The organism is Micromonospora violae, assembly GCF_004217135.1.
Taxonomy (GTDB): domain Bacteria; phylum Actinomycetota; class Actinomycetes; order Mycobacteriales; family Micromonosporaceae; genus Micromonospora; species Micromonospora violae.
Genome location: NZ_SHKK01000001.1, coordinates 5,523,770 through 5,539,324, shown reverse-complemented (window position 1 = coordinate 5,539,324; position 15,555 = coordinate 5,523,770). Strand labels below are relative to the sequence as shown.

14 protein-coding genes are annotated in these 15,555 nt (G+C 70.5%); 1 reads left to right on the top strand and 13 read right to left on the bottom strand.

Going from position 1 to position 15,555, the window contains the following annotated elements; all coding sequences use genetic code 11:
- Positions 1-66: 66 nt before the first annotated feature.
- The 9 genes from EV382_RS24845 to EV382_RS24805 form a co-directional block, all read right to left on the bottom strand.
- Positions 67-1,293: an LCP family protein gene (locus EV382_RS24845; RefSeq protein ID WP_130405675.1), complete on the bottom strand. Its 1,227-nt coding sequence runs from the start codon at positions 1,291-1,293 to the stop codon at positions 67-69.
- 76 nt (positions 1,294-1,369) lie between these two features.
- On the bottom strand, positions 1,370-2,347 hold the full coding sequence (locus tag EV382_RS24840; protein ID WP_130405673.1) for an NAD-dependent epimerase/dehydratase family protein: 978 nt from the start codon (positions 2,345-2,347) through the stop codon (positions 1,370-1,372).
- A gap of 91 nt (positions 2,348-2,438) precedes the next feature.
- Positions 2,439-4,130 (bottom strand): solute symporter family protein, encoded by a 1,692-nt coding sequence (locus tag EV382_RS24835; protein ID WP_130405671.1) that lies wholly within the window; start codon positions 4,128-4,130, stop codon positions 2,439-2,441.
- Positions 4,108-4,473: a DUF485 domain-containing protein gene (locus EV382_RS24830; RefSeq protein WP_130405669.1), complete on the bottom strand. Its 366-nt coding sequence runs from the start codon at positions 4,471-4,473 to the stop codon at positions 4,108-4,110. Before EV382_RS24830 ends, EV382_RS24835 begins: the two co-directional genes overlap by 23 nt.
- A gap of 175 nt (positions 4,474-4,648) precedes the next feature.
- Positions 4,649-5,227 carry a flavin reductase gene (locus EV382_RS24825; protein WP_130405667.1) on the bottom strand — a complete coding sequence of 193 codons (579 nt, stop codon included), beginning with the start codon at positions 5,225-5,227 and terminating at the stop codon, positions 4,649-4,651.
- A 210-nt stretch (positions 5,228-5,437) separates the two neighbouring features.
- Positions 5,438-7,141, bottom strand: coding sequence for an ABC transporter permease (locus EV382_RS24820; RefSeq protein ID WP_425271929.1), 1,704 nt, complete (start codon positions 7,139-7,141; stop codon positions 5,438-5,440).
- Positions 7,126-7,890: an ABC transporter ATP-binding protein gene (locus EV382_RS24815; protein WP_130405665.1), complete on the bottom strand. Its 765-nt coding sequence runs from the start codon at positions 7,888-7,890 to the stop codon at positions 7,126-7,128. Before EV382_RS24815 ends, EV382_RS24820 begins: the two co-directional genes overlap by 16 nt.
- A gap of 105 nt (positions 7,891-7,995) precedes the next feature.
- Positions 7,996-9,639, bottom strand: coding sequence for a sodium/solute symporter (locus EV382_RS24810; RefSeq protein ID WP_130405663.1), 1,644 nt, complete (start codon positions 9,637-9,639; stop codon positions 7,996-7,998).
- 1 nt (position 9,640) lies between these two features.
- Complete coding sequence (locus tag EV382_RS24805) at positions 9,641-10,069, bottom strand: DUF485 domain-containing protein (RefSeq protein ID WP_244236808.1); 429 nt, start codon at positions 10,067-10,069, stop codon at positions 9,641-9,643.
- Between the two features lie 215 nt (positions 10,070-10,284).
- On the opposite strand from EV382_RS24805, the gene EV382_RS24800 reads away from it, so the two are divergent.
- Positions 10,285-10,836, top strand: coding sequence for a Uma2 family endonuclease (locus EV382_RS24800; RefSeq protein WP_165435860.1), 552 nt, complete (start codon positions 10,285-10,287; stop codon positions 10,834-10,836).
- A gap of 96 nt (positions 10,837-10,932) precedes the next feature.
- Here EV382_RS24800 and EV382_RS24795 read toward each other — a convergent pair whose 3' ends face one another.
- The 4 genes from EV382_RS24795 to EV382_RS24780 form a co-directional block, all read right to left on the bottom strand.
- Positions 10,933-11,610 carry a DUF5701 family protein gene (locus EV382_RS24795; RefSeq protein WP_130405659.1) on the bottom strand — a complete coding sequence of 226 codons (678 nt, stop codon included), beginning with the start codon at positions 11,608-11,610 and terminating at the stop codon, positions 10,933-10,935.
- A gap of 66 nt (positions 11,611-11,676) precedes the next feature.
- Complete coding sequence (locus EV382_RS24790; RefSeq protein ID WP_088950711.1) at positions 11,677-12,438, bottom strand: LytR/AlgR family response regulator transcription factor; 762 nt, start codon at positions 12,436-12,438, stop codon at positions 11,677-11,679.
- A 23-nt stretch (positions 12,439-12,461) separates the two neighbouring features.
- Entirely contained in the window at positions 12,462-13,688 is a 1,227-nt protein-coding gene (locus EV382_RS24785) for a sensor histidine kinase (protein ID WP_130405657.1), read from the bottom strand.
- A gap of 39 nt (positions 13,689-13,727) precedes the next feature.
- On the bottom strand, positions 13,728-15,299 hold the full coding sequence (locus EV382_RS24780) for a sugar transferase (RefSeq protein ID WP_165435938.1): 1,572 nt from the start codon (positions 15,297-15,299) through the stop codon (positions 13,728-13,730).
- Between the last annotated feature and the right edge of the window lie 256 nt (positions 15,300-15,555).

Genomic DNA, 15,555 nt, shown 5'->3' with positions numbered 1-15,555 from the left:
ATTTCGCAGACTCAGTCGATCGGCGCGACTCGATAATCCGAACGGCTGGTGCTCCCCGGAGCGCGGTCAGCCGCCGTCGTTGCTCTTCGGCGGGTTGGCCTTGACCCAGTCGGCCATCGTGTCCGCGGACATGGCCTGGTACATCGCGAGCGCCTTCTCCCGGTCGGACACCACCACCGACTCGCCGTTGATCGTTTCGCTGCCCGAGTTCGGGCTGGTCACAAAGGTGAGGTTCTGGCCGCGCAGGTTACGGAACTGCAGCGCCATGTCTGTAACCGAGAAAGTCTGGTCGACGGTTACGGCCGCGGTCACCGACTTGAGGAAGTCGTTGAGCTTCTTCGGGTTCGCCAGCGTGCCGGTGCTGGCCGCCTTGTCCATCAGCGCCCGAAGAAACTCCTGCTGGTGCCGCATCCGGGCGAAGTCCCCGTCCGGGAACTGCTTGCGCTGCCGGATCCAGTCCAGCGCCTCCGCGCCGTCCATGTGGTTGGTGCCCTTGGTGAATGTCCGGTACGGCTTGTGGATCGAGGTGATGGTTCGTTCCACCTTCAGGTCCACCCCGCCGAGCGCGTCCGTGACCTCCTTGAAGCCGCCGAAGTCGATCGCCATCACGTGGTCGATCCGCACGTCGGTGAAACACTCCACGGTGCGTACCGCCAGCGGCAGTCCACCGAACGCGAACGCCGCGTTGATCTTCGCGCGCGAACCGGAGCCGCAGTCGGCGCCGGCGCTCTCCGGGATCGGCACGTACAGGTCCCGGGGGATGGAGACCAGGTAGGCCTCCTGGTGGTCCGCCGGGATGTGCATGACGATGATCGTGTCGGCGCGCCACTGACTCTTGGTGTCGACCGGCGCGTCCGGATCCCGCGAGTCGCTGCCGACCAGCAGGATGTTCAGCGCGCCATCGACGGTCTTGGCGGGCCGACCACCGGTGATCTCCGCGAACGGGTCGGTGCGGGCCAGGTCGTTGTTGAGCCCACGGGCGTACAACCACGCGCCGACGCTGCCGAGCAACGCCAGCACCAACACCGCGACCCCGGCCACCAGGGCGATCCGACCCCAACGCGGGCGCGGGCCTCGTCGCCCCGACCCACCGGCGTCACCCGGGCCGCCAGGTCCCGTGGGCCCCGCCGGGCCACCGGAGCGGGGCTGATCCTCGTCGTACGACGGGTAGAAGCGCCCCTCAGTGGGACGGGCGCGCCCGGAGGCGCCCCGGTCGGGGCCGGGCACCGACGCGCGCCCGGCGCTGCGGTGCAGATACGGATGCGGGACGCCGTCAGACGAGGTCGCGGACATGTAACTCAGGGTACGTAGCGAGAGCCACTGCCGCCTTCAGGCGACACTCAGCGGCAGGCGGTACGGAAAGATCCGGCTACCCTAGCCGGGTCCGGAAGTACTCGATCGTGCGTCGAAGGCCATCTTCGGGCGCGACCGACGGCTCGTACCCGAGCAGCTCACGAGCGAGCGTGAGATCCGGGCGACGCATCTCCGGGTCGTCCGAGCTGCGGGTGACATAGGTCACCTTCGAGGTGCTGTCGGAGAGCGACACGATCAACTCGGCGAGTTGGCGCATGGTCAGCTCGTGCTCGGTGCCGCAGTTGACCGGGCCCGTCTCGGTCGAGTCGAGCAGCAGCAGGATGCCGCGCACCAGGTCCTCGACGAAGCAGATGGACCGGGTCTGGTTGCCCGTGCCGTGCACGGTGATCGGCTCGCCGCGCAGCGCCTGTGAGATGAAGGTGGGGATGGCGCGGCCGTCGTCCGGGCGCATCCGCGGGCCGTACGTGTTGAAGATCCGGACGATCGCCGCGTCGAGCCCGCGGTAGCGGTGGTACGCCATCGTCGCGGCCTCGGAGAAGCGCTTGGCCTCGTCGTAGACGCTGCGTACCCCGATCGGGTTGACGTTGCCCCAGTAGGTCTCCCGCTGCGGGTGCTCCTTCGGGTCCCCGTACGCCTCGGAGGTGGAGGCCATCAGGAACCGGGCGCCGTCGGCGACCGCGCGCTCCAGCAGGTGCAGGGTGCCGACCGAGCCGACCCGGAGGATCTCCACCGGCAGTTGGGCGAAGTCGGTGGGGCTGGCCGGAGAGGCCATGTGCAGGATCGCGTCGAACCGCTCGGCCAGCGCCGGGTGGTGGGTCGGCAGGCCGTCGGAGATGTCCGCCTCGACGAGGGTGAAGGTTGGCCGATCCAGCAGGTGGGCGACGTTCTCCTTGGAACCGGTCACGAAGTTGTCCAGCGCCACCACCGTGCAACCTCGGGCGATCAGGGAGTCCACCAGGTGCGACGGGACGAAGCCAGCTCCGCCGGTGACGAGGACGCGGTGACCGGGACCGAAGCGCTCAGCAACCTTCATGGCGCTCAGCCTACCGACCGCCGAAATCGCGGAAGGGGTCCCCTGTTGACGACACGCGTCAACAGGGGACCCCTGCCCAGGGGTGGCGCGATCAGTGGGCGCCAGCGCCGGTGAGGGAGCGCACCTCCAACTCCGCGTACTTGTCCTCGTCGTGCTCCTTGGAGATGACAGTGCCGATCCATCCGCAGAGGAAACCGAACGGGATGGAGAGGATGCCCGGGTTGGACAGTGGGAACCACTGCCAGTCGTGGTTCGGGAACATCGAGGTCGCCGCGCCGGAGACCACCGGCGAGAAGAACACCAGCAGCACGGCCGAGATCAGCCCGCCGTAGATCGCCCACACCGCGCCGGAGGTGTTGAACCGCCGCCAGAAGAGGCTGTAGAGGATCGCCGGCAGGTTGCCCGAGGCGGCGACCGCGAAGGCCAGCGCCACCAGGAACGCCACGTTCAGGTTCTGCGCGTAGATCGACAGGGCGATCGACACCGCGCCGATCACCAGGGCGGAGATCCGGGCGACCCGTACCTCCTGCCGCTCTGACGCCGCACCCTTCTTCAGCACGTTCGCGTAGAAGTCGTGCGCCAGGCTGGACGACGAGGCGAGCGTCAACCCGGCGACCACCGCGAGGATGGTGGCGAAGGCGACCGCTGCGATGATCGCTAGCAGGGCCGCCCCACCTAGTTCGCCGCCGAGGAAGTCGATGCCGAGCGCTTCGGCCAACTGCGGCGCGGCAGTGTTTCCGGCCTTGTCCTGCGCCGTGATGGCCTCGCTGCCGACCAGTGCCGCCGCGCCGAAGCCCAGGGCCAGGGTGAGCAGGTAGAAGGTGCCGATGATGCCGATCGCCCAGAGCACGCTCTTACGGGCGGCCTTCGCGGTCGGCACCGTGTAGAAGCGGATCAGGATGTGCGGCAGACCGGCGGTGCCGAGCACCAGGGCGATGCCGAGCGAGAGCAGGTCCATCTTGCTGTAGAAGGTCTTCAGCGCGTCGCCTGGTGTCTCCACCCCGTAGCGGAGCCCGGGTTCCAGGAAGGCGGCTCCCTTGCCGGAGGCGTCCGCGGCGTCGCCGAGCAGCGAGGAGAGGTTGAACTTGTACTTGGCGAGCACCAGCAGCGTCATGATGATCGCGCCGCCCATCAGCAGGAACGCCTTGACGATCTGCACGTAGGTGGTGCCCTTCATGCCGCCCACGGTGACGTAGATGATCATCAGGGCGCCGACCATGATGATGGTGGCGATCTTCGCGGCGTCCGCGTCCATGCCGAGGAAGGTCGTCCCCGGCTTGATCCCCAGCAACAGCGCGACCAGCGCACCGGCGCCCACCATCTGGGCGAGCAGGTAGAAGATCGACACCGTGATGGTGGAGACCGCCGCCGCCGTACGCACCGGACGCTGACGCATCCGGAAGGCCAGCACGTCCGCCATCGTGTACCGGCCCGAGTTGCGCAGCAGCTCCGCGACCAGCAGTAGGGCCACCAGCCAGGCGACCAGGAAGCCGATCGAGTAGAGGAAGCCGTCGTAGCCGTAGAGCGCGATGATGCCGGCGATGCCGAGGAACGAGGCGGCCGACATGTAGTCGCCGCCGATCGCCATGCCGTTCTGGAAGCCGGAGAAGGACCGGCCGCCCGCGTAGAAGTCGGTAGCCGTCTTGGTCTGCCGGCTGGCCCAGATGGTGATGCCCAGGGTCACCGCCACGAAGACCAGGAACAGCGTGATGGTCAGGTTGCGGGCGGTGTGGTTGCCCGCCTCAGCCGCGAGGAACGTCTCAACCGCGTGGACCGTGCTCATGGGTCACCTCCCCGATCTCGGCGCGGATCCGGTCGGCGATGGGGTCGATCTTCCGGTCCGCGTACCGGGAGTAGAACCAGGCGATCAGGAACGTGGAGACGAACTGGAGCAGGCCGAAGATCAACGCGACGTTGATGTTGCTGCCGAAGAGCTTCGTGCCCATGAAGTCCCGGGCGTACGCGGAGAGAATGACGTAGAGCGCATACCACAGGAAGAACGCGACGGTCATCGGGAAGACGAAGCCGCGCAGCGTACGCCGCAGCCCGGCGAATTCGTCCGACCGTTGTACGGCCAGGTACTTGTCCGACTCGGAAGCGGCCGGAGCGGGTGTGTCCGTGGACATCTGTGGATCACCACCTTCACAGGCGTCAGAGGAGTTTCGCGCACGGTAAAGAGCGCGCTCCCCGGCAGGGAAGGCTGAGATCGACGTCGGTCGGCGAGTGCGCCGAGCGGTTGGCTGGCTGCGCCAAGTGACTCAGATCACTGCGATGATCGGTCGAGCCGAGCGGGGTGTCCGCTCAGGCCGGCAGCTCGTGGTAGCGACCGCGGTAGTGCAGCAGCGGGGCGGCCTCCTCGGCCAGGTCGACCGCCTCGATGGTGGCCTCGACCAGCAGGCCCCAGCCGTACTCCCGGGCGGTGTCCAGCCGGCATCCCGCCCAGCCCCCGGCGTCCGCCGGGACCGGCCCGTACGGCGTCTCGACCCACTCGCCGCTGGCGAAGAGCCCGCCCGGGGAGGGGAAGAGGCCGGCGAACCGGTCGGCGAGTTGCCGGTGCGGCGGCCCGAGCGGTGTGACCACGAACCGACCCACCTCCTCGACGGCCGCCCACAGGTCGGACTCCGGGTCGACCAGCCCGAGCAGCCGGTCCGGTTCTCCCTCGGCCACCAGGGTGGACGAGACGGTCAGCCCGGCCGGGCCGGGCGCCGTCCAGAGGGTCACCGGTGCGGCGAGGCGACCACGCAGCCGGCGTACCGGCGACCGCTGCCCGGCCGGCACCGCGAACGGATCGGTGTGGTGGATCTCGGCACCCGGCTCATGATTCACGTGAAACATTGTGCCGTCCCGGACCCTCGCCCAACCAAGGAAGCGCTCGTGCAGGTCGGCGGGCCGTCCGGGGCGGTGGAGTCGCCCGGCTCCGGCGTGCTCCGCTCACCGGAGGGCGATGCCCGAACGACTGTGATGCCGCTGAGTCATCTTGATGACTCAGCGGCATCACGCTCGTGGTGACACGTCGATCCCTGCGGCGATGCGCCGTCCGGTCGCTTGCGTGGTGTGAGGCCCGATCCGGCTGCCGGGCCGACGAGCCGGTTAACGACGCGGTGTGACAGTGGCCAGCAGCTCCGGCTGGCGTCGGTCCAGCACGTCACCGGCCAGGTACGCGCCCAGCAGCGCCGCGCCCACCCCGTAGGCGGCACCGACCGGCAGGGCCAGCCAGAGCCAGGCGTCACCGAGCAGCGCGGCGGCCACCACCATCGGCACCGCGGCGACGGCCGAGGCGAGCATGGCCAGCAGGGTGAGCAGCCCCTTCGCCATGCCCGCGCCGCTGTTCATCGCGAACGGGTTGCTCGTCTCCGGCAGCGAGTACGCCCCGAGCACCGAGACCAGGCTGTTCACCGCCAGCCCGGCGCCGTAGGTGGCGACCAGGGTGCCGATCGTGAGCCCGATCCAACCCGGTCGACCGAGCAGCACCGACAGCACCACCGCGACGATCGCCAACATCGGCAGCACGTACAGCGAGAAGGCCGTCATCCGGGCCCGCAGCTCGACCCGGCCGGGCACCCCGGCCACGACGTGCGCGGCGTACGCGCTGCCGTCGAACCCGAACTGATTGGCCAGGGTGACGGCGGCGAGCACACCCACGAAGAGCATCGAGATGGTGACCACGACCGGCGAGCTGTCGTTGGCCGCCGCTGTGAACCCCGCCTCGCCCATGGCCGCGAGGTCCCCGCCGGTAACGTTGATCATCACGGGCACGAAGATGCCGACCACCGCGATCGTGATCAGGTTGGCTCGGCGGCGGGCGTCCCGCCACCAGTAGCGGGCCTCCCGGGCGACCAGGGCACCGAACCGGTCCCGGCCGGCCCACCCGGCGACCCGGGGAAACAGTTGGGCGACCGCGCCACCGGCGACCGCGCGTCGCGCCGGGGCCTTACCGCTGCTCGCCGCACCCACCATCGCCGACTCGAGCGACCGGGACCACCAGGCCAGCAGGGCGCCGAGCGCCACCACCGTGATCAGCAACTTGACCGGTGCCGCCCACACCCGCCCCTGGGCCACGTCGATGCCGACGGTCCACGGAGCGCCCAACGGTGTCCAACCGATCACCGTCGCCATACCGGCCAACCGCGCCCAGTCCGCCTCCCGCAGCGCGGCGAGGCCGAAGACCTGCAACGGGCCGAGCAGCGCGGCCGTCACCGCCAGCAGCACGGCCGCCAGGTCGCGGACCCGGCGGGACCGCAACATGGTGGCGAAGGCACTGGTCACCGCCCGGCTGGCGGCCACACAGAGCAGCAGCCCGCCGAGCACACCCACGACGGCGAGCAGCCCCGCCGACCAGCCACCCAGCGACCAGGCGGTCAGCACCAGCCCGAACGACGCGATGAGCACCGCCAGCACCGGCACGCTGATCAGGGCGGCGGCGAACAGGCCGGTCACCAACGTGCGCCGGGGCAGCGGCAGCAGCGCGAACCGGGCCGGGTCCAGGGTCTCGTCCACGCCGAAGAAGACCAACGGCAGAAGCAGCCAACCGAGCACCAGCAGACCGCCACCCCCCGCCGCGATCAGCACCGCGTACGTGCCGTTGCCAGCCAGGCCCGGCGCGGCGAAGAGGAAGAAACCGCTGGCGGCGAACCAGAGCCCGAGCAACACGCCACCGATGAACAGGGCGATCCGCCAGCCCTGACCCCGAAAGCTGTTGCCCATCACCCGCAGCTTGAGCCGCACGAAGTGCCGAGCGGAGACCGGCCGTACGGAGGCGGCGGGGGTGGTGCCCGCGCTCACCGGGAGAGCCACGACAGCTCCTCGCCGGTCGCGGTACGCCCGCCGACCACCTCGACGAAGACCTGCTCCAACGAGCGGTCGCCGCGGACCTCGTCGATCGTCCCGACCCGCTTGATGGTGCCGCCGGCCAGGATCGCCACGTGCGAGCAGAGCCGCTCGACGACCTCCATCACGTGACTGGAGAACACCACCGTGCCGCCGCCGGCCGCGTAGCGGGTGAGGATGTCCCGGATCAGCGCGGCGGAGACCGGGTCGACCGCCTCGAACGGCTCGTCCAGCACCAGCACCCGAGGGCCGTGCAGCAGCGCGCAGGCCAGGCCGATCTTCTTCTTCATGCCCGCCGAGTAGTCCACCACCAGCGTTCGACCGGCGTCGCCGAGGGCCAGCACGTCCAGCAGCTCGGCAGCCCGCTGGTCGACCACCGTCGGGTCCATCCCCCGCAACAACCCGTTGTACGCCAGCAGCTCCGCCCCGGTCAGCCGGTCGAACAGCCGTACCCCGTCGGGCATCACGCCGAGCAACTGCTTCGCGGTGATCGGGTCCTGCCAGACGTCGTGCCCGAGCACCCAGGCCGAGCCGGCGTCCGGTCGCAACAGCCCGACCGCCATCGACAGGGTGGTGGTCTTGCCAGCGCCGTTCGGGCCGAGCAGGCCGTAGAAGGAGCCGGCGGGGACGTCCAGGTCGACGCCGGCCACCGCGATCGTGCCGTCGAACCGCTTGGCCAGGCCGCGCAGTGCGAGTGCGGAGTGCTCAACAGTCATGCGCCGACGTTATCCGCCGATCGCCAGTCCCGACGTCCGGCGGCGGACGGACCCGTGGTCCTCCCCGAGGCGGATTCCTGCCACCGGTCTCCGGGACCGTTGTGATCACTGCATGCGGAGGGCTTCCGGGGTGTGGAGGCGGAGCATGGTGGCGGCGACGTCCGTCGGGGCACGTCGGCGGGTTGCCATCGACACGGCGACCATCACGGTGAAGGCCAGCGGCACCGTCCAGGCGGCCGGCTGCGCGATGAGCGTGGCCGGCCAGCCGGACAGCGGAGGGCCGAGCACGGTGATCAGCACCGCGCCGATCGCGGCGCCGCCGCCGACCACCACACCGGCGGCAGCGCCCACGTCGGTCAGCCCGCGCCACCAGATGCCGAGCACCAGCAGCGGGCAGAAGCTCGACGCGGCGACCGCGAAGGCCAGCCCGACAACCTGCGACACGTCCAGGCCGGAGACGTGCAGCGCCAGCACCGCCGGCACACCACCGGCGATGACGGTGGCCAGCCGGAACCCGTGTACCGAGCCCCGACCGAGCACGTCCGTCGAGATCACCCCGGCGACGCTGGTCAACAGCCCGGACGAGGTGGAGAGGAACGCCGCGAACGCTCCTGCGGCGACCAGCGCGGCAAGCAGCCGCCCGACCAGCCCGTCGCCCAGGGCCGCGCCGGGTAGCAGCACCACCACCGCGTCGGTGTGGCCAGTGACCAGCAGTTGTGGGGTGTAGATCCGACCGAGGACCCCGTACAGGGTGGGCAGCAGATAGAACGCGCCGACCAACGCCAGCACGACCAGGGTGGTCCGGCGGGCCGCCGCGCCGTCCGGGTTGGTGTAGAAGCGCACCAGCACGTGCGGCAGGCCCATGGTGCCCAGGAAGGTGGCCAGGATCAGCGAGTACGTGGCGAACAGGCCCCGGTCGTCGTCACCGGCGGCGCTGGGCAGCAACCAGTCGTTGGCGTCGGTGGCCACTCCGGACACCTCCGGCACCGGATCACCGGCGGCGAAGGTCAACTCGTCTCCGGGGCGTACCTCTCGAATGTCACCGTCGGGCAGGGTGAGGGTCGCGCGGTGCTCGACCACGACGGTGGTCGCGGTCCGGAACGTCGGCCCGTCGGGTGGGGTCACCGCCGGGCGGCCGTCGGCCTGCCACTGAAGGGCCAGGAAGATCACCGGTACGGCGAGAGCTGTCAACTTGAGCCAGTACTGGAACGCCTGCACGAAGGTGATGGCGCGCATGCCGCCCAGCGCCACGTTCGCGGTGACCACGCCGGCCACCAGCAGGGCACCGAGCGGGTACGGGGAGCCGGCCACCGTGGCCAGGGTCAGCCCGGCGCCCTGGAGTTGCGGCACCAGGTACAGCCAACCGATGAAGATGACGAAGGCGGTGGCCAGGATGCGGAGTCGACGCGACCCCAGCCGCAGCTCGCAGAAGTCGGGCAGGGTGAACGCCCCGGAGCGGCGCAGCGGCGCGGCCACGAAGAGCAGCAGCGCCAGGTAGCCGGCGGCGAACCCGACCGGGTACCAGAGCACATCCACGCCGTACTTGAGGACCAGCCCCGCGATGCCGAGGAAGCTCGCCGCCGACAGGTACTCCCCGCCGATGGCGGCGGCGTTCCAGGTCGGACTGATCGCCCGGGACGCCACCAGGAAGTCGGACGTGGTCCGGGCCAACCGCAGCCCGTAGAAGCCGATCCCGACGGTGACCAGGGTGACCGCGACGATGGCCGGGACCACGAACTCGTTGCCCACCTCAGCGCTCCGGCCGTTGCACCAGGTCGGTGAAGTCCTGCTCATTGCGCTCGGCCAGCCGCACGTACGCCCAACCCACCGCGATCAGGAACGGGAAGGAGAGCACCCCGAGCAGCAGCCACGGCAGATTGACGCCGGCGACGGTGGTGCGGCCGAGCGACGGCGCGATCGCGAACAGCCACGGCAGCCCGCCCAACCCGATGGCCACCACCAGGGACAACCGCACCGCCAACGCGAGTTGGGCCCGAACCAGGCCCCGGACCAGCGCCTCACCGACCTGGGTCTGCTGGGCCAGCTCGGCGCGGGTCCGCTCGGCGCGGGTCCGCTCGGCGCGGGTGTCCTGCCGGGTGATCTCGGCCAGCACGATCCGCGACCGCCGGGTCGGCGGCACCGCAACGCCTGACCCCACCTCCGGGAGTTGCTTGGCCACCCCGGCAGTCTCGCCCGCCGCACACGATTGTCAAGCAGCGCACGCCCGGCAGCATTGTGCACAGCGCCGGGCGGTGTTGTGCATAACCTGTGGAGAACGGTTCACGCCTGTGGATAACTCGGCGTCAATGCAGGCTGGCCTGTGTTAACTCCCGAGGTTCGTTGTGGACGAACGGCGGAGCTGTCAGGGTGTTCCGGTAGAGAGGAGGTGTGACGGTGACCAATCCTGCCCGGCCCGGCTGGGGCGACGCCTGGAGTGTTGACGACCTCCAGAGCCTCCCCGAGGACGACCAGGTCTACGAGATCTTCGACGGGAGCCTGCTCGTGTCCCCCCATGCGGACGTCTTCCACGGTGCGGTCGCCAACCGCCTCCGTCGGCTCCTCGACCGGCAGGCTCCCACCGGCGTGCTCGTCGGTCAGGACATCGGGGTGAGCGCGAAACGCTCCTCGTACTTCGTGCCCGACCTCTTCGTCGCACATGAGAGCGCACTGGACAGCGGCGGTGCCGCGCTCGACCCGGCCGACGTGCTCCTCGTCGTCGAGGTCATCTCGCCGAGCAACGCCGGCCGCGACCTGGTGCTCAAACGCCACGAGTACGCGGCGGCCGGCATCCCGTTCTACTGGCTGGTCGAGCCGCGAAAGCAGACCCTGACCGTGCTGGCCAACGGCGCGGGCGGTTACCGCGAACAGGCCGTCCTTGCGGCCGGCGAGGTCTACCGCACCGAGCAGCCGTTCCCCCTCGCCCTGCCGCTGGCCGACATCTTCTGACCATCTTCTTCGGCGCCGGGCTTGATCCACTCGATGTGCTGAAAGTCGGGGCATCCGGCCTCCTGTGATGCCCCGACTTTCAGGAATTCGAGTCGATCAAGGGGTTGTCGACAATTCCAGGCCGACGCGCTCCGGCCGGGCCGAGGCGGAGCCGAGCCAGGTGTGCGGGTTGCCGTACCAGCACCAGCCGAGCTTGGGTGCGCCCTGGCTGATCCAGAGCGCTGGCACCCGCTTGTCGCCGCAGCGGGAGCCGATCAACGAGAAGCACCGGTTGCTCGCCAACGAGGCCGGGTGCAGCGTGATGAAGGCGAGCCCTTCGTCGATGGTGAGCGGCAACCGGCCCTGGGCGGTGATCCCCTCCAGGGCCGTGCCCGGGGCCAGGTTGCGGAACTCCTCACCCCGGTCGACGTCGAAGAGCAGGTACGCCGGCCCGGCCGGCACCTCCAACTCCTTGATCGGGTCGAAGCGGGGCAGGTCGTCCTCGGCGTAGTTCCGGTCGACGACACCGGGCTTGCGCTTGCCGGCCAGGGTGGCCAGCGCCAACCGTTCCGGCACACCGATCAGATCCCGGGTGGTGACGAGCAGGAACGGCACCCGGGCGTCGGTGGGGGCGGGCAGCCCGGCGGTGCCCTCGACCGCGCTGGCCCGCAGCGGCGCGACCAGGTCGCGGAAGGCGCTCTCGGTCAGCCCGGCGAGGGTGGGGTAACCGAGCTGCACCAGTCGGTCCAGTTGGCTGTCGAACTCGGATGCGGCGTCGAACAGGGTTTCGGTCACGGCAAGCCTCCCGGAAGTCGTACGGCTTAGCGTACAACGTACGGTAGGGCTGTTCCCATTCCCGGTTCAGCGACTCCAATCCTGTTTCGCGGCCCTGACCAGCTTGTCCTTCAACTCCCTGGTGTGCCGCCGGCTCACCGGCAGCTCGGTCGAGTCGATCACCACCACGTAGCCGGAGTTGACCAGCCGCAACTCCGCGATCAACTTCAACTGCACCAGGTACGACCGGTGCACCCGGACGAACCCGGCATCGGCCCAGCGCTCCGCCAGGGTGGCCAGCGAGACGCGCACCAGATGCGACCCCTCCGCGGTGTGCAACCGGGCGTAGTCGCCCTGCGCCTCCACCCACCGCACCGCCGAGCGAGGCAGCATCCGGGTGGTGCCGGCCAACTCGATGGGGATGGTCGGGTCCTCCTCGGCGCGGGCCAGCGCCGCCGGGTGCGACGGCACCACCCGCGAGCCGATCACCCGGCGCAGCGACTCGGCCAGCCGATCGGCGCGGACCGGTTTCCGGACGTAGTCGGTGGCACCCAGGTCGAAGGCGTCCACCGCGCCGTCGTCGTACGCGGTGACGAACACGATCGCCGGCGGCCGGGCGAAACGCCGCAGCACCCGGGCCAGCTCCATGCCGTCCAGGCCGGGCATCCGGATGTCCAGGAAGACCACGTCCACGTCACCATCGCGCAGCAGCCGCAGCGCCTCGGTGGCATCCCCGGCCGTGTGCAGCCGGGCCACCCGGGGGTCGGCCCGCAGGTGGTACGCCAACTCGTCGAGCGCGGGAGGCTCGTCGTCCACCGCGAGGACGCGCAGGAAACCGGACGCGTTCACCACGCCCGTCCCGCTCCGCTCGCTCACGACCCGGCCCGCACGCCCGGGTGGAACTTCGGCACCCGCATGCTCACCTTCGTGCCCGAACCCAGCCCGGTCTCCACCACCAGCCCGAACCGGTCGCCGAAGACCGAGCGCAACCGCTCGTCCACGTTGGAGAGGCCGACGTGCTGGCCTGTGTCGTCACCCGGGTCACCGGTGCCGTGGGCCAGCTCGGCGATGCCGGCGGTCAGCGTGGTCGGATCCATTCCCACTCCGTCGTCCTCCACCGTGATGTGGCATTCGGCGCCCGCGTCCCGGGCCTCGATGCTCACCATGCCCGTGCCCGGCTTGCGGGACAACCCGTGGCGAACCGCGTTCTCCACCAACGGCTGGAGGCAGAGGAACGGCAGCGTCACCGGCAGCACCTCCGGGGCGATCTGCAACCGCACCTGCAACCGGTCACCGAACCGGGCCCGCTCGATGGTCAGGTAACGGTCGATCGACCGCAGCTCCTCGGCCAGGGTGGTGAACTCGCCGTGCGCCCGGAACGAGTACCTGGTGAACTCCGCGAACTCCAGGATCAACTCCCGGGCCCGCTCGGGATCGGTGCGTACGAACGAGCCGATCGCGGTCAGCGCGTTGTAGATGAAGTGCGGGCTGATCTGCGCCCGCAACGCCCGGATCTCGGCGCGGGCCAGCCGCTCCCGCGACGAGTCCAGCTCGGCCAGGGCGAGCTGCGTGCCCGCCCAGTGCGCCGTCTCCAGGGTGGCCTGCACCAACCCCGGCAGCGGTGGGCTGTCGGCCACCGCCACCAGCGCACCCACCACCCGGGCGTCCGCCCCCAGCAACGGCGCGACCACCGCGCCGCGGATCGAGCAGTCGACCCGGTCGCAGTGCAACTCCTGCTCACCCAGGACCGTCGAACGACCGGAATCCACCGTCCGCCGGGCCGCCACGAGCAGTTGCTCCCCGTGGTGCGTGCCGCGCCCGTCGAGGGCCAGCAGCCGGTCGGCGTCGGTGAGCGCCAGCCCGGCCGCGCCCACCAGCGCCCGCAGATGACGTACGGCCTTCGCCGCGCCCGCCTCGCTCAACCCGGCCCGCAGCGGCTCGGCGGCCAGGCCGGCGGTGTGCAGCACCTCGTAGGTGGCCCGCTGGGTGGCGGTGGCGATGCCCCGGCGGGCCCGCAGCCGCAGCACCGCCAGCAGGGCCGCGGTCAGAGCGGTGACAAGTGAGACGACGCCGACCACGGCGGAGAGGTTGGCAGCCACGCAGCGATCCTCGCGCCTGCGAGCCGGCACGCCAACCCTCTAGTACGCGCCCTTGCGGGCGAGCACCACCCCGACCGTGCGCCACAGGATGCTCAGGTCGTACGCGAGCGACCAGTTGTCGACGTAGTAGAGATCCAGTCGAACCGACTCGTCCCAGGACAGGTCGGAGCGGCCGGAGACCTGCCACAGGCCGGTCATGCCGGGGCGGACCAGCAGACGGCGGCGGACGTCACCCAGGAAGTCACCGTCGTCGGCCGGCAGCGGGCGGGGCCCGACCAGCGACATCTCGCCCCAGAGCACGTTGATCAGCTGCGGCAGCTCGTCCAGCGAGGTGGCCCGGAGGAACCGACCGACCGGGAAGACCCGGGGGTCCTCCTTCATCTTGAACAGCATGCCGTCGGTCTCGTTGCGGTCCACCAGGCTGGCCAGCCGGTCCTCGGCGTTGACGTACATGGTCCGGAACTTCCACACCCGGAACGTGCGTCCCTCGTGCCCCACCCGGGGCTGGCGGAAGAAGACCGGCCCGGGGTCGGAGATCCGGATCGCCACGGCGATGGCCACGAAGAGCGGGATCAGCAGCAGCAGGCCGAGCCCGGCGGCGACCCGGTCCATCAGGTTCTTGGCCAGCAGCGCCGGCCCGGAGAGGGTCGGCTCCTCGACGTGCAGCAGCGGCAGACCCTCGATCGGCCGGATGTGCACCCGGGGCCCGGCGATGTCGGTCAGCTGCGGGGCGACCACCAGGTCGACCCCGGAGCCCTCCAACTGCCAGGCCAGCCGGCGCAGCTCGCCCGGCTCCGCGCTGGCCGACCCGCAGACGGCGATGGTGTCCCCACCGACCTCGCGGACCAGGGCCAGGACGTCGCGTCCGGCGTACACCGGAACGGGGGTCGGCATGCCCCGGGCCGCCGCGTACCCGTCGGTGATGTGGATGGCGACCGGCATCAACCCGGCGGCCGGACTGCGGGTGACCGCCGCGTAGACCTCCAGGCACTCGGGCAGGGTGCCGACCAGCACCATCCGGTGCGCGGCCTGACCGGCCCGCCGCCGGATGTAGTGCAGCGCCCAGCGGGCCACGAAACGGCCCCAGAGGATCAACAGCAGCGCCCCGAGCAGCGCCGTACCGACCGTCCAACGGGACAGCGCGGTCTTGGTGGCGAACGCGAGGAACGAAACGCTCGCGGCGACGGTCACCGCGGCCCGGATGACCCGCTTGAACTCGTCCGGGCCGAGGCCCAGATAGCGCCGGTCGTACGCCCGGTTGCTCCAGAGGATGACCACCCACCCGAGCGGGAGCAGCAGGTAGGAGACGGTGTGGAACCAGGTCGGGTCCTGCTTGAGGTCGGAGAACCCGGAGGCGGCCTGGTCGAACAGCTGGATCGCGATCCAACTGGCGAACGCCGCCGCGCCGAAGTCGAGCAGCAGCAGGATCGCCGTGTAAGGGCGGTGCCAACGGGAGACGCGGCGTCGCGCCCGGGCCCAGGCCGACCGGGGTACGCCGTTGTGCGACGGCGGCGTCGGCGGCTGGATCTCGAAGCTGTCGACGTGCCGCACGAGTCTGCTCCGGCCTTCGTTGGTTACCGGGCGCTGGAGGCTTGCCGTCACCTCACCCATGTCCTCCCGCATGACACGGGCCGCTCACTCGGCGTGAGGGCCCGGTCGCCCACCGTCCCAGTCTCCCACGCGGGCTCCGACCGGTCGCCGCCCCGAAGGAGATTGGCGGCCGACGGTGCTGGTGGGACCTGGCCGGCTCCGCACCATTTCAGAAGCCGGGGACCGGGCCACTATACCGATGGATGCGCGCCTGGCGAGAACGGCGGACCGGAGCTTCCACTCAGCGAGGGCGATTCCACTCCGTAGTCGTGGAGTG

Bases quoted from the DNA above. Each gene is read 5' to 3' on its own strand.
- EV382_RS24845 (WP_130405675.1), bottom strand. From the start codon at position 1,293: ATGTCCGCGACCTCGTCTGACGGCGTCCCGCATCCGTATCTGCACCGC.
- EV382_RS24840 (WP_130405673.1), bottom strand. From the start codon at position 2,347: ATGAAGGTTGCTGAGCGCTTCGGTCCCGGTCACCGCGTCCTCGTCACC.
- EV382_RS24835 (WP_130405671.1), bottom strand. From the start codon at position 4,130: ATGAGCACGGTCCACGCGGTTGAGACGTTCCTCGCGGCTGAGGCGGGC.
- EV382_RS24830 (WP_130405669.1), bottom strand. From the start codon at position 4,473: ATGTCCACGGACACACCCGCTCCGGCCGCTTCCGAGTCGGACAAGTAC.
- EV382_RS24815 (WP_130405665.1), bottom strand. From the start codon at position 7,890: ATGACTGTTGAGCACTCCGCACTCGCACTGCGCGGCCTGGCCAAGCGG.
- EV382_RS24780 (WP_165435938.1), bottom strand. From the start codon at position 15,299: ATGGGTGAGGTGACGGCAAGCCTCCAGCGCCCGGTAACCAACGAAGGC.